The sequence below is a fragment of the Pseudomonas sp. HN11 genome (assembly GCF_021390155.1).
Lineage (GTDB): Bacteria > Pseudomonadota > Gammaproteobacteria > Pseudomonadales > Pseudomonadaceae > Aquipseudomonas.
On the sequence record NZ_CP089985.1, the window covers coordinates 2,119,736 to 2,133,169 of the forward strand.

At 60.5% G+C, this 13,434-nt stretch carries 16 protein-coding genes; 5 read left to right on the forward strand and 11 right to left on the reverse strand.

Annotated features, from left to right (window positions below; all coding sequences use genetic code 11):
- Positions 1–20 precede the first annotated feature (20 nt).
- Complete coding sequence (locus tag LVW35_RS09835) at positions 21–836, forward strand: AraC family transcriptional regulator (RefSeq protein ID WP_233895130.1); 816 nt, start codon at positions 21–23, stop codon at positions 834–836.
- On the opposite strand, the gene LVW35_RS09840 is transcribed toward LVW35_RS09835, so the two are convergent.
- The 6 genes from LVW35_RS09840 to LVW35_RS09865 form a co-directional block, all read right to left on the reverse strand.
- A complete protein-coding gene (locus tag LVW35_RS09840; RefSeq protein WP_233895131.1) occupies positions 807–2,153 on the reverse strand; it encodes a sensor histidine kinase in 1,347 nt (448 codons plus the stop codon). The genes LVW35_RS09835 and LVW35_RS09840 overlap by 30 nt on opposite strands.
- Positions 2,150–2,890: a response regulator gene (locus LVW35_RS09845; protein ID WP_233895132.1), complete on the reverse strand. Its 741-nt coding sequence runs from the start codon at positions 2,888–2,890 to the stop codon at positions 2,150–2,152. Before LVW35_RS09845 ends, LVW35_RS09840 begins: the two co-directional genes overlap by 4 nt.
- 5 nt (positions 2,891–2,895) lie before the next feature.
- Entirely contained in the window at positions 2,896–4,329 is a 1,434-nt protein-coding gene (locus LVW35_RS09850; RefSeq protein WP_233895134.1) for a catalase, read from the reverse strand.
- Between the two features lie 95 nt (positions 4,330–4,424).
- A complete protein-coding gene (locus LVW35_RS09855) occupies positions 4,425–4,841 on the reverse strand; it encodes an Ohr family peroxiredoxin (RefSeq protein WP_233895135.1) in 417 nt (138 codons plus the stop codon).
- 34 nt (positions 4,842–4,875) lie between these two features.
- Positions 4,876–5,247 carry a sigma factor gene (locus LVW35_RS09860; RefSeq protein ID WP_233895137.1) on the reverse strand — a complete coding sequence of 124 codons (372 nt, stop codon included), beginning with the start codon at positions 5,245–5,247 and terminating at the stop codon, positions 4,876–4,878.
- Between the two features lie 79 nt (positions 5,248–5,326).
- A complete protein-coding gene (locus tag LVW35_RS09865) occupies positions 5,327–6,106 on the reverse strand; it encodes a creatininase family protein (protein WP_233895138.1) in 780 nt (259 codons plus the stop codon).
- Positions 6,107–6,331: 225 nt separating this feature from the next.
- Here LVW35_RS09865 and LVW35_RS09870 point away from each other — a divergent pair, with 225 nt between their 5' ends.
- On the forward strand, positions 6,332–7,399 hold the full coding sequence (locus tag LVW35_RS09870) for an AI-2E family transporter (RefSeq protein ID WP_233895139.1): 1,068 nt from the start codon (positions 6,332–6,334) through the stop codon (positions 7,397–7,399).
- Here LVW35_RS09870 and LVW35_RS09875 read toward each other — a convergent pair.
- The 3 genes from LVW35_RS09875 to LVW35_RS09885 all read right to left on the reverse strand — a co-directional run bounded on the left by LVW35_RS09875 (position 7,396) and on the right by LVW35_RS09885 (position 8,452).
- A complete protein-coding gene (locus tag LVW35_RS09875) occupies positions 7,396–7,566 on the reverse strand; it encodes a hypothetical protein (protein WP_233895140.1) in 171 nt (56 codons plus the stop codon). The two genes, LVW35_RS09870 and LVW35_RS09875, sit on opposite strands and share 4 nt — an antisense overlap.
- Before the next feature lie 91 nt (positions 7,567–7,657).
- Positions 7,658–7,852 (reverse strand): hypothetical protein, encoded by a 195-nt coding sequence (locus LVW35_RS09880; RefSeq protein WP_010211349.1) that lies wholly within the window; start codon positions 7,850–7,852, stop codon positions 7,658–7,660.
- A gap of 225 nt (positions 7,853–8,077) precedes the next feature.
- Entirely contained in the window at positions 8,078–8,452 is a 375-nt protein-coding gene (locus LVW35_RS09885) for a hypothetical protein (RefSeq protein ID WP_016980060.1), read from the reverse strand.
- Between the two features lie 155 nt (positions 8,453–8,607).
- Between LVW35_RS09885 and LVW35_RS09890 the strand changes: the two genes are divergently transcribed.
- Positions 8,608–9,426 (forward strand): shikimate 5-dehydrogenase, encoded by an 819-nt coding sequence (locus tag LVW35_RS09890; protein WP_233895141.1) that lies wholly within the window; start codon positions 8,608–8,610, stop codon positions 9,424–9,426.
- Between the two features lie 52 nt (positions 9,427–9,478).
- On the opposite strand, the gene LVW35_RS09895 is transcribed toward LVW35_RS09890, so the two are convergent.
- Entirely contained in the window at positions 9,479–10,126 is a 648-nt protein-coding gene (locus LVW35_RS09895; protein WP_233895142.1) for a YceH family protein, read from the reverse strand.
- Between the two features lie 124 nt (positions 10,127–10,250).
- On the opposite strand from LVW35_RS09895, the gene LVW35_RS09900 reads away from it, so the two are divergent.
- Positions 10,251–10,760: a DUF1993 domain-containing protein gene (locus LVW35_RS09900; protein WP_233895143.1), complete on the forward strand. Its 510-nt coding sequence runs from the start codon at positions 10,251–10,253 to the stop codon at positions 10,758–10,760.
- Positions 10,761–10,826: 66 nt separating this feature from the next.
- Here the strand turns inward: LVW35_RS09900 and sstT are convergent, their stop codons facing one another.
- A complete protein-coding gene (gene sstT / locus LVW35_RS09905; RefSeq protein WP_233895145.1) occupies positions 10,827–12,047 on the reverse strand; it encodes a serine/threonine transporter SstT in 1,221 nt (406 codons plus the stop codon).
- Between the two features lie 228 nt (positions 12,048–12,275).
- Between sstT and LVW35_RS09910 the strand changes: the two genes are divergently transcribed.
- On the forward strand, positions 12,276–13,433 hold the full coding sequence (locus LVW35_RS09910) for an MFS transporter (protein ID WP_233895146.1): 1,158 nt from the start codon (positions 12,276–12,278) through the stop codon (positions 13,431–13,433).
- Position 13,434: the final 1 nt, after the last annotated feature.

Sequence of the window (13,434 nt, forward strand, 5' to 3'; positions counted from 1 at the left end):
GACAAAACGAAGAGCCTACGATGAAGCAAGATGCCCGCACCGTCGGTAAGCCCGTCGCTCTGAACGGACGCAGCGAGGATTACCTGGATTACCAGGACGTACCACGCGTGCTCATGGCCCTCGTCCGTAACCAGGCGGCCGGCGCCTATAACGCACCGCACACCCATCGGCACGGCCAGTTGCTGTATGCAGTCAGTGGTGTGATGCGTGCGGTTGCCCAGGGTAGCCTGTGGTTCTTGCCGCCCAAACGGGCGCTGTGGATTCCCGCCGAAGAAGAACACGATCAACTGATGCTGACGCCGGTGCAGATGCGCTCGATCTACATCCAGGCCGACGCAGCCGCCGGTTTTGGCGACAGGTGCCGTATCGTCGATGTTTCGCTGCTGCTGCGCGAGCTGATTCTGGTGCTGGCCAATGAGCCGATCGAGTATGAACTCGAAGGTCGCAATAGCCATGTGGTAGCGCTGATCCTCAGCGAACTGGCTGCCGCGCGCACCTTGCCGTTGCAGATCCCGTGGCCTGTCGACCGTCGCTTGCTGGTGGTATGCCGCGCGATTCTTGAAGCACCTGGGCAAAATCATACGGTGGAGTATTGGGCCGACCAGGTCGGCGCCAGTTCACGCACGCTGATCCGCTTGTTCCTCAAGGAAACCGGCCTGACCTACCGCCAGTGGCTCCAGCAGGTACGCCTGGCCTGTGCCCTGGAGCGACTGGAGAATGGCGAGCCCATCGGCCGGATCGCTCAGGACCTGGGCTATGTGAGTGCCAGTGCCTTCAGTGCGATGTTTCGCCGGGCGATCGGCGTTTCACCGCGCGACTTTCTGGTCCGCGACTGACGGCATGTGCGACTGGCGGTGAGGCAGCCGCAGCTGAGCACACAATCCACCGCCCTCGCGGTTGTACAGCGTCAAGGCGCCTTGCAGGGTGTGGGCCAGTTGCTGCGCGATGGCCAGGCCCAGCCCGGTGCCGCCGGTGGTGCGGTTGCGTGAGCTTTCGACGCGATAGAACGGTTTGATCACGTCGGGCAACTGCGCCTCGGGAATGCCGGGGCCACGGTCAAGGATCTGGATCGACAGCTGCTCGTCGGCGTGGCGCTCGACGTTGACCGTGACCTCGCTGCCAAACTTCAGCGCGTTGTCCACCAGGTTCACCAGCACCCGACGCAATGCGTGGGGGCGGGTGTCGATTACGGTGCCGGTGGGCGCGGTGAGCACCACCTGTTTGCCGACGTCCTGATAGTCAAACACCAGGCTGTCGAGAAACGAATGCAGGTCGAGCCGGCGGCTGTCCTCGACGGTGCCGTCCATGCTGCGTGCATAGGCCACGCCTTCCTGGACCAAGTGCTGCATTTCATTGAGGTCGTTCCAGAGTTTTTCCCGTTCCACCGACTCTTCCATCAGCTCGGCGCGCAGCTTCATGCGCGTGATCGGAGTTTGCAGGTCGTGGGAAATGGCTGCGAGCAGTTGCATGCGTTCCTTGATATGGGTGGCGACCCGTTCCTGCAAGGTATTGAAGGCCACGGCCGCGTAGGCCACTTCGGTGGGGCCGTTTTCATCCAGGCGCGCGCCGCCGCCGTTGGGCTCCAGGCGGTAGACCGCATTGGTCAGGCGGGTCAGCGGCTCAATGGCGGTGCGCACGGCCAGCAGAGTGCAGCCGAGCAACAGCAACAGTTGCACACCCAGTAACAGCGGCAGCCAAGGCGACAGCGGTGAGACTTGCGGGCGCACATCAAGGGTCAGCGGCGTGCCATCGCGCAGGCGCAGATGCGCCTGGTAATGCGGGCGTTTGTCGGGGATGGTATTGAAGGTCAGGCTGTAGTCCTGACCCAGGGTGGCCTCCATCGAATGCACGGAGGCGGGCGCAGTGGCCATGTCCATCGGCTGGCCGGGCTGGCCTTCATCCAGTTGATAGCGATAGGTGGCATGTTCGAAGCGCGGCAGCCAGGCATGGCGCTCCTCGGCGGGCAGGCGTTCGAGCATGGCCACCGAGGTGCTGATGTCCTGTTCGAAGTTGCCCAGCATCAGCGACATCGCGCTCTGGTAACGCTCATAAAACTGCAGCCCGAAGGACAGCCCGTGGGCGATCACCAGGCTGGTCAGAAAGATCAGCGTCAGGCGTGAGGCCAGGGAGCGCGGCCAGCGCAGCCGTTTCATGACGCTTCTCCCAGGATTTCCACCGGGTAGGTGAATACATAGCCTTCGCTGCGCACCGTCTTGACGTAGGCCGGGTCGCGCGCATCATCCAGCAGGCGCTGGCGCAAACGGCTGACCAGCAAGTCGATGGAACGGTCGAACAGGTCGGCATCGCGGCCCTGGGTGAGGTTGAGCAATTGATCACGACTCAGCACACGTTGAGGGTGGTCGACAAATACCCGCAACAAACGGTATTCGCCGCCGCTCAGGTTGACGATGGTGCCCTGGGCGTCCATCAGGTGACGTGCGGTGGTGTCCAGCCGCCATTTGCCGAAAGCCAGCAGACGGCTGGCCTCGCTGACGACCAAGTTGGGCGGCAGCGACCGAGTGCGGCGCAACACGGCATTGATGCGCGCCAGCAACTCGCGAGCGGCGAAGGGTTTGACCAGGTAATCATCGGCGCCCATTTCCAGGCCGATGATGCGGTCGGTTTCGTCATTGCGTGCGGTCAGCATCAGGATCGGAGTGGCCTTGTGTTTGCCCGCGCGCAATTCGCGGCACAGCACCAGCCCGTCGTCGCCCGGCATCATGATGTCGAGCACAATCAGGTCCACCGTCGTGGAATCGAGCAAGGTGCGCATTTGCCGACCATCCGAGGCCACCGTGGTGCGCAAGCCATTTTTCTTCAGGTAGTTGCCGACGAGTTCCCGGATCTCACGATCGTCGTCGACAATCATAATGTGATCGATATGGTCCATCTGGCTCACCCCAAGAGTTCAATGGCGCGGGCAACACCCGCGCCATAGGCAGGATCGGCGTGTGTGCAGTGCTGGATGTGGCGTTCTTTGGCCTGCGGGCTCGCACCCTGGATCGAACGCGCGGTGTTGTCGAACAGGGCTTGTTGTTGGGGTGCGCTCATCAAGCGGAACAGCGCGCCGGGTTGGGAAAAATAGTCAGTGTCTTCCCGATGGTTCCAGTGCGCAGCGCTGCCTTGCAGGGCCAGCGGTGGCTCGCGAAAGTCGGGTTGTTCCACCCATTGCGCGTGGCTGTTGGGTTCGTAGCCGAGGGTGCTCCCGGCATTGCGGTCAGTGCGCATCTGCCCGTCGCGGTGATAGCTGTTGACCGGGCAACGCGGGGCATTCACCGGGATCTGATGGTGGTTCACGCCGACGCGGTAGCGTTGTGCATCGCCATAGGCAAACAGGCGCGCCTGCAGCATTTTATCCGGCGAGAAGCTGATGCCCGGCACCACGTTGGCAGGGTTGAAGGCGGCTTGTTCGACGTCGACGAAGTAGTTGTCGGGGTTGCGATTGAGCTCCAGAACGCCCACTTCGATCAGTGGATAATCCTGATGCGGCCAGACTTTGGTCAGGTCGAAAGGGTTGATCGCATAGGTAGCGGCGTCTGTCTCCGGCATGATTTGCACGTAGAGCTTCCATTGCGGAAAGCGGCCTTCTTCGATGCTGGTGTACAGGTCGCGCTGGGCGCTTTCACGGTCGTGGCCGACCACTCGGCTGGCCTGCTCATCGGTGAGATTGTGGATGCCTTGCGCGGTTTTCCAGGTGAATTTCACCCAGAAGCGTTCGTTGGCAGGGCTGATAAAACTGAAGGTGTGGCTGCCAAAACCATGCATGTGCCGATAGGACTGTGGCAACCCGCGGTCGCTCATCACAATCGTGACTTGATGCAGGGCCTCGGGCAGTAGGGTCCAGAAATCCCAGTTGTTGCGCGCGCTGCGCATGTTGGTGCGCGGGTCGCGCTTGACGGCGTGGTTGAGGTCGGGGAATTTCAACGGGTCGCGCAGGAAAAACACTGGGGTGTTGTTGCCCACCAGGTCCCAGTTGCCTTGCTCGGTATAGAACTTGATGGCGAAGCCACGGATATCCCGCTCGGCATCGGCAGCACCGCGTTCGCCGGCCACGGTGGAGAACCGCACGAAAATATCAGTGGTCTTGCCGACGTGGGAAAACAGGTCGGCCTTGGTGAAACGGCTGATGTCATGGGTGACGGTAAAACGGCCGAATGCGCCGGAACCTTTGGCATGCATGCGTCGCTCGGGGATGACTTCACGGTCGAAGTGCGCCAGTTTTTCCAGCAACCAGACGTCTTGCAACAACACGGGGCCGCGGGGGCCGGCGGTTTGCGAATGGTTGTTGTCGACCACGGGTGCGCCAGCGGCTGTCGTCAGTTTTTTCATGCTCAAATCCCCTTGTTTCTGATTGTTGTGTCAGGGGCATCAAACCAGACCGCTCAATGCGCGGCGATTGCACGTAGGTATCGAGTCACTGAACCTCAGTTCAGGGTGAAGCTGACGTCGATGTTCCGGCGTGTGGCTTTTGAGTAAGGGCAGTTCTGATGGGCCGCTTCAATCAGTTGGTGGGCAATCTCGGGTTCGATCTCGGGTAACGAAACGCTGATACGCGCCTGCAGGAAAAAGCCCTGTTCACCGTGCAGCAAGTCAACCTGGGCAGCGATCGCCGCTGCCGCCGGAAACACGACCTTCCGGGCGTTACAGGCATGGCGCAGTGCAGCCAGGAAGGACGCCGACCAGCACACGGCAAACAATTGTTCGGGGTTGGTGCCACTGCCGGGCGCACCGGGCGGGGAGAGCTTGATATCAAGTCGACCATCCTCGCTGTGGCCGGCGCCCTCTCGACCGCCTGTGGTCAGGGTGTTGCCGGAATACAGAGTTTTTTCGATGTTCAGCATGGGCATTTCCTGGAAGGATCGACGGCAGTCGGGGTTATATTGCCCACTGGATGTGTGGCGAACTCAGCAGAGAGGTAGCGTCATTGGCCGGCAGATAGCCCAACAGCGTAGTGCGGGCGATCTGGAGCAACCAGGCGCGAAAGGGCGTGGCGGCGTCGTAGCCTGCAGCGTTTTCCAGCACCGCCAGGAACGCCTCGTGTGTCAGGTATTCGACGTTTTCATGGCGGATGCGCCCGACCTGCGCCTGGCCTTCATAAAAGGCCACCAACAACGGCGTGACCTTGCTCGAGAGCCGCCGCACGGCGCCGCGGTCACCGTTGAGCACATGCGCCAGCAAGGTGCACAGCCCTTCATTTTCGAGGCGGCCCACCTTGCACAGACAGTTACCGCGATACCCTTCGGTCATGGTTGCATCCCTCTTGAATGCTGACGGTGGTGAGATTCAAGAGTGATGCCTGGCCGCGTTGACCACCAGTTAGCCGGTGTTAGCAGTTGTTAGTCGAAGCGCTCACCGGCCCGAGCGGTGCCGATTCGCGGCTGAACGCCTCCAGCTCGCGCACCAGACTCTCGGCGGCCAGCTTGACCAGTTCCCCGCCTTTTTCCACGCTTGCCTGGCCTGGGTCGGAGCCCATGCGGCCGTCGGGGAAGCGTGAACGAAAATCATGAGCCTCGCGAATCGGCCCGGAGTTGGCGATTTTCGGCGAATAGGTCGCCGACTTGATCGATTCCGGGTAGGCCCATTGGGTCACTGCAATCTCCGACGGCGTGGCGTGTATGCCATGGCCGGTGGGGAACTGTCGATTGGCCAGTGCGCCAACGCCTTCCAGGTCCCACCAGTTGCTCAATTTCAAGGCGAACCCGGCAGGCTGTCTGGCGAAACTGGCCTGTGCATACAGTTGCGAAAACGCCGCTTCGATCGAGGCGATGTTGCCGCCATGGCCATTGAGAAAGAGGATCTTCTCGAAGCCGTGGGCAACCAGGGAAAGGACCCAGTCCTCGATGGCCGCGATAAACGTCGACGGGCGCAGCGTGATGGTGCCGGCAAAGCCCAGGTGATGTTGTGCCATGCCGATATTGAAAGTGGGAGCGATCAGGATATCGGCGGATTCCTGCGCCTGATGGGCAATGATCTGCGGACACATCCAGTCGGTGCCCAGCAGGCCGATTGGCCCGTGCTGCTCGTTGGAGCCGATGGGAATCACGATGGTGCGGCTGCGCTCAAGGAACTGCTCGATTTCAGCCCAGGTAGACATGTGTAAAAGCATGATGGCCTCTCTGTTCGACAGGGCTCCGCCAGGAGCGTGATGGAGTATCGGGAGTGCGCACCCATCTCATCACGGGGCAGGGGCAGCGGACATTGCACGATGGTGTCGATCGCTGCGTTGCGGGCCGGTCTATGCTTGTTCAATAAACGAGGGCACTCCCAGGTTTCGCTGCGGACTAAGCAACTGGGCCTACAAGGGACCTCTGCTTTCTGACATGGACCGGACATGAATCAAACCAACTTGCAATTCAAGACCCTGCTGTTATTGCTGGGCCTGGTGACCATCGCCTTTATCTGGATATTGCTGCCGTTCTACGGCGCGGTGTTCTGGGCGGTGATCCTCGGCATCATCTTTGCCCCGATGCAGCGTCGCCTGCAGCAGCGCTTTGGCTGGAACCGCAACCTCACTTCCCTGACCACCTTGAGTGCCTGCCTGATCATTGCGATCCTGCCGGTGATCATCACCAGTGCCTTGCTGGTGCAAGAGGGCGCGACGCTCTACAAGAACATCGAGAGCGGCAAGCTGGACGTGGCCGGGTATATCGAGCAGTTCAAGAATGTGTTGCCGCCTTACTTCCAGCATCTGCTGGACCGTTTTGGCATGGGTAACCTGGAAGGTTTGCGCGAGAAGATCGTCAAAAGCGCGATGCAGGGCAGTCAGTTCTTTGCCACCCAGGCATTCAGCTTCGGCCAGGGTACATTTGATTTTCTGGTGAGCTTTTTCATCATGCTGTATCTGCTGTATTTCCTGCTGCGCGATGGGCCGGAGCTGGTGCGCAAGGTACGTACCGCAGTGCCGTTGGCCGAGCCGCAGAAGCGCCGCCTGCAACTCAAATTCAATCGGGTGGTACGTGCCACGGTCAAAGGCAACGTGCTGGTAGCCGTGACCCAAGGTGCGCTGGGCGGTTTGATCTTCTGGTTTCTGGATATTCCCAGTGCGTTGCTCTGGGCGGTACTGATGGCGTTTCTGTCATTGTTGCCGGCGGTGGGCGCGGGGATTGTATGGGGGCCGGTGGCCGTTTACTTCCTGTTGAGCGGTTCGATCTGGCAGGGCGTGGTGCTGGCGCTGTTTGGCGTGTTTGTGATCGGCCTGGTGGACAATGTGCTGCGCCCGATCCTGGTGGGCAAGGACACCAAGATGCCGGACTATCTTATTCTGATCTCGACCCTGGGCGGCCTGTCGGTGTTTGGCCTGAACGGTTTTGTGATCGGACCGCTGGTGGCGGCGTTGTTTATGTCCAGCTGGGCGTTGTTTGTGGAAAGCAAACCGCGGGTCAAGTTGCCATTGCCCTAAAAAGCAGCTTCAAGCTTCAAGCTTGCAGCTGCTTCCACGCTGCTTTTAAAAGGACCGCTGATGGCTTCGCCGTCGCGTACCAGGTACCAGCAGGCAAGCAAACCCAGCTTGCGAAGCGGGGCGGGGACGGCGCTGCCGATGACGGACATGATCTGAATAGTGGGCATAAGGACCTCCAATCGCTATGGGGGTCACTTTACGGGGCAGGCTGGCGTAGCAAAAATCAACCGTCTCGATAGTCGACATCGACGTGAGGCGTCAGTCCACCACTTGATCAAGCATGTTCACTACTTCCTGCTCGCTGAGCAAACCCTTGCGCACCAGGTTTTCTGCCAGCAGCGCGAGAAATTTGGCGCTGCGGTGGCCTTCCAGGTGCTTGAGCTCGGTGAGGGCGCTGTAGACCTTGCTGGACGTACAGAGGCCGGCTGTGCGGTGCGGGTTTTGCGTGGGCATGATCAGTCGTCCTTGTTGTTATTGGGTGGACAGTCTCGATAGTGGGAGTGTTTCGTGACACAAACATGACAGCGCGAGGCCTGTTCGGGCAAGTAGACATTGGTGTTGATGATGTGCGATTGCGCTTCGGGCATTGTCCTCAAAGCGACCTTGACCCCATGAATCCGGACTTTTCAGATAAAAAAAGGCCTCGCAATGAGGCGAGGCCTGTTTTAGACGATCAGATTACCAGCCGCGGCCGTAGTAGCCGTGAGGAGGACCGTAGTAGCCACGCGGAGGACCGTAATAGCCACGGGGTGGGCCGTAATACACCGGCGCTGGCCGGTAATAAACCTGTTGTTGCACATACACCGGTGGTGGCGGTGCGTAATAGACCGGTGGCGGCGCGGCATACACCGGCTGCGGTTGCACATACACCGGCTGCTGCACATAGACCTCACGCGGCTGGCTGGCAACCACGGAGCCCACGACAGCTGCACCGACTAAAGCACCCAATACGGCCGGGCCACCCCAACCACCACCGTGGGCGGAGGCTTGGCCTGCCATCGCGAGTGCGCCAACCAGCAAGGCGATCTTGGGGATTGTACGAATCATGGTCATTCCTCGGTTAGCCCCAGCGCTTGTGGTCTGCAATCAATAGACTCAAGTAATGTCGCGGGGATACTTTTAAGACAACGTATTTCTAAAAACAGCACAGCCGCTAGGTAAAGGTTGTGTAAGGTCTGTACAGATTTGCTTACTCAAAGGAGTTACCCATGCAGATGCACCCCAACAAGGACACCCAACTGTGCATGTCTCTGTCGGCGCGCCCCGGGAATTTTGGCCTGCGTTTTCATAACCACCTATACGAACAGCTGGGTTTGAATTTCTACTATAAAGCCTTCAGCAGCCGGGATTTGCCCGGCGCGATCAGTGGTATCCGGGCGCTGGGCGTGCGGGGTTGCGGGGTTTCCATGCCGTTCAAGGAAGCCGCCATTGCCTTGGTGGACGAACTGGACGATTCGGTTCAAGCCATCGACTCGCTGAACACCATCGTCAATACCGATGGGCACCTCAAGGCCTACAACACCGACTACATCGCCATCGAACAACTGCTAAAAAAGCACGCTGTGCCGAAGGACTCGACCTTTGCCCTGCGTGGCAGTGGTGGCATGGCCAAAGCCGTGGCCAGCGCCTTGCGTGATGGGGGTTACACCAATGGCGTAATCGTGGCGCGCAACGAGGTGGCGGGCCGGGCGCTGGCGCAGAACCTGGGATATGAATGGTTGGCAGAACTGAGTGACTTGCGCCCGCAGATGCTGATCAACGTCACGCCCATCGGCATGACCGGTGGGGCCGAGGCGGATGCGTTGGCGTTTGACGCAGAGACGGTGGATGCTGCCGAGACTGTGTTCGATGTGGTGGCAATCCCCGCCGAAACGCCATTGATCGTGCGAGGCCGGGCTAAAGGCAAGCGGGTGATCACCGGGTTGGAAGTCATCGCGATCCAGGCGTTGGAGCAGTTTGTGCTGTATACCGGTGTGCGACCGACGCAGGAGCAGTTTGAAAAGGCTGTAGCGTTTGCCCGAAGCTGAAACCTTGTGAAGACCAATGTGGGAGCCGGCTCGCTCCCACATTTAGAGTGTGTCAGGCCTGTTCCAACTGAGCCAGGCGCGCCTCCAGCGCCGCAATCCGCGCTTCCAGCTCTTCAATACGTTCCACGCAAACCCCTGTGCCGCGCTCCACCGGACTGCCGCGCGCCGCTATAATCGCCTCGATATCCGCCGGATCCCCCAGCGCGTGGGTGTAGCGATCTTCCCGCTGCCCCGCCTGACGCGGCACCAACAACGCCAGCCCGCGTGCAATCAAACGCTCGAGCTGGTGCACGACTTGTTCGGCATCTTCAAAATCATGCATGCGCCCGCTGCGGGTCAGCAGTTCATTGACAGTCTGCGGCCCGCGCAGAAACAGGAGCCCGGTCAGGATCACCTGGGCCGGCACCAATTCCAGTGCCTTGTCCACGCGATGCTCCCAGCGGTCGGCGCGGCTGCCCATCACCAGGCGGGTGAAACCCTGGCCTTCCAGTGCGCGCAGGCTCTGCCCGACCTGGCCTTGACCGAGGTTCATCACTGGCTCGCGGCTGGTCTTCTGGTTGCAGGCCAGTACCAGGGCATTAAGGGTCAGGGGATAGGTTTCCGGGTTGGTCGCCTGTTTTTCGATCAGGCAGCCCAGGACGCGGATTTCCGTGCTGTTCAGGCGCGGCTCAGGGGTGTCGGTGTCGTGCTCGGCGGTCATCGCGCGTTCCCTATGCAGTGAAGTGCCTAGCGTAAGCCGGAAAAAATAAAAGACAAGCTGCGTGCATGGCTGGCGAGTCTATAATCGCCGCTGGTTCAAACCGTGACATTACCCAGAGACTGCCATGACTATTTCCCTGTACGCCGCTTCCATCCCCGTCTTCAAGCAAATGCTCACCGCCCTCAGCGGTGTGTTGACCAAGGCCGAAGCCCACGCCACCGCCAGGAACATCGAGCCGAACGCCTTGCTGCAGGCGCGGCTGTTCCCGGATATGTTCCAGCTGGTGCGCCAGGTGCAAATCGCCGTCGATTTCGCCAAGGGAGTTTCCGCACGGCTGGCTGAAATCGAAGTGCCGAAATATGAAGATACCGAAGTCACCTTCGCCGACCTGCAAGCGCTGATCGCCAAGGTGCTGGCCTTTGTCGACACCATCCAGCCTGAGCAGGTCGACGGCAAGGAAGGCATCGAGATCGTCACCCGTCCAGGCACGCCGAAAGAGAAGCGCTTCAGTGGCCAGTCTTACCTGCTGACCTACGGCCTGCCGCAGTTCTTCTTTCACGTCACCACCGCTTACGCTTTGCTGCGTCACAACGGTGTTGAAGTGGGCAAGCGCGACTACATGGGCGCTTTCTAAGCATCCAGTCACAAAAAAGCCCGGGGTCGTTTTTCAGTGAACGGCCCCGGGCTTTTTTGGGCCCGTTCAAGCTGTTTGTTCTTCCTTGCCCAGGCAAGCGGCTGCGGTAAACAGCACATCGGTGGACGAATTGAGCGCCGTCTCCGCCGAGTCCTGCAGCACGCCGATAATGAAACCTACCGCCACCACCTGCATGGCAATTTCGCTGGGAATGCCAAACAAGCTGCACGCCAGCGGGATCAGCAGCAGCGAACCGCCCGCCACACCGGAGGCACCGCACGCGCAGATGGCCGCGACCACACTGAGCAGCACGGCGGTAGGCAGGTCGACGGCGATGCCCAACGTGTGCACGGCGGCCAGGGTCAGCACCGTGATGGTGATCGCGGCGCCGGCCATGTTGATGGTGGCACCGAGTGGGATCGACACCGAATAGGTGTCTTCATGCAGGCCCAGGCGTTTGCTCAACGCCAAGTTGACCGGGATGTTCGCCGCCGAACTGCGGGTGAAGAATGCAGTGATCCCGCTTTCGCGCAGGCACATCAGCACCAGTGGATATGGGTTGCGACGCAGTTTCCAGAACACGATGGCCGGGTTGACCACCAGCGCCACGAACAGCATGCAGCCGATCAGCACCACCAGCAGGTGGGCGTAACCGAGCAGGGCGCCGAAGCCGGAAGTGGCCAGGGTCGAGGCCACCAGGCCGAAAATGCCCAGCGGCGCAAAGCGGATCACTACACGCACGATCAGCGTGACACCGTTGGACAGGTCGTCGAGTACAGTGCGGGTGGTCTCGCCAGCATGACGAATGGCAACGCCCATGCCGATGGCCCACGCCAGGATGCCGATGAAATTGGCATTCATCAGTGCGCTGACCGGGTTATCCACCACGCTCAACAGCAGGCTTTGCAACACTTCACCAATGCCGCCCGGTGCGCTGACCGTCGCGTCATGGGTCGCCAATACCAGCGAGGAGGGGAACCACATGCTGGCGACCACCGCGACCACGGCAGCGGCAAAGGTGCCCAGCAGGTACAGAAACAGGATCGGCTTGATATGGGTTTCCTGACCGTGCTTATGGTTGGCGATCGACGCCATCACCAGCACAAACACCAGGATCGGTGCCACGGCCTTGAGCGCCGCGACGAAGACCTTACCGATAAATCCAGTGGCCTTGGCCGCCTCGGGCAATAGCAAGGCCAGCAGGATGCCGGCGATCAGGCCGATGACGATTTGCGTGACCAGGCTGACACGGGCCAGGCGTTGCAGAAGGAAAGGAGCAGCAGTCATAAACACTTGTCTCTAGGTATTGGAGGCACGGCGGCACAGGCAGAAAGGGCTGTAGGACGCGGATCGCGAAGTCTAGCATGCTGTAGGAAATGTCCCCGCCGGTGCGGCATTGCGTCACCTGCCCGCCCAAGTCTTTGCAAAATCCTGTTAAGATTGCGTCCTCTCATTTTTCCTATCCTTCAGCGAGCCCTTTGGGCTGTCGTTGATGTCGTCGTTTCTGGAGTTTTCATGTTGTTTCCCATCCTGCTGCTGTCAGCCGCCGGTTTTACCGTGCTGACCACGGAATTCGTCATTGTCGGCCTGCTGCCGTCCATCGCCCGGGACCTGGATGTGAGTGTGTCCCAGGCCGGGCTGCTGGTGACCTTGTTCGCGTTTACCGTGGCGGCCTTTGGGCCGTTTCTGACAGCCTACTGCGCGCGTTTCCCACGCAAGCGTCTGTTCATCAGCATTTTGATCATGTTCGGCGTGGCCAATACCGTGGCGGCGCTGGCACCGAATATCTGGGTGATGGCCGTGGCGCGGTTGATCCCGGCGCTGGGCTTGCCGGTGTTCTGGGCGCTGGCCAGTGAAACGGCGGTGGACATCGTTGGCCCCGAATTCGCCGGGCGCGCTATTGAGAAGATCGGCTTCGGTATCGTCTGTGCCACGGTGTTCGGCATTCCGGTGGGCACCTTGATTTCCGATATGTTCGGCTGGCGCACCGCGTTTGCCATGCTCGCGGTGGTGGCGTCCGCAAAGGCCTTGCTGCTGTTTATCTACCTGCCGGTGACAAAGCCGAAGAACGATCAAGTGACGCTGCGCTCGCAGTTCAAGATCCTGCGCAACCCGCTGATGCAGGGGCATATCCTGCTGTCGATCCTGGTGTTCAGCGGCATGTTCACGGCATACACCTATTTGGCGGACATCCTGGAGCGCCTGGCCGGTTTCGACGGTACGCTGGTGGGCTGGTGCCTGATGGGCTTCGGTGCGGTGGGCTTGATTGGCAACTCGTTGGGCGGACGTGCGGTGGACCGCCATCCGTTGATCGCGTCCATGGTGTTCTGCGGCTTCATGATCGCCGGTATGGTGGCGCTGGTACCGGCGATTCATTCCACCATTGGCCTGGCGGCAGCGATGGCCGTATGGGGCGTGACCCAGGCGGCGATGTTCCTGGTCAGCCATGTACGGTTGATGAAGGCCGCGCCCCATGCGCCGGCGTTTGCTGCGTCGCTTAACATTGCCGGGGCCAACCTGGGCATCGGCCTGGGCGCCCTGGTCGGAGGCCATGTGATCGACACCCTGGGCCTGGGCAGCCTGGGCTTCGCGGCGTCCGGGTTTATCCTGGTGTCGATCCTGCTGGCGTTGTGGCTGATGACCGCCAAGCAACCGGTCGCCTCCAGGGCCTGAG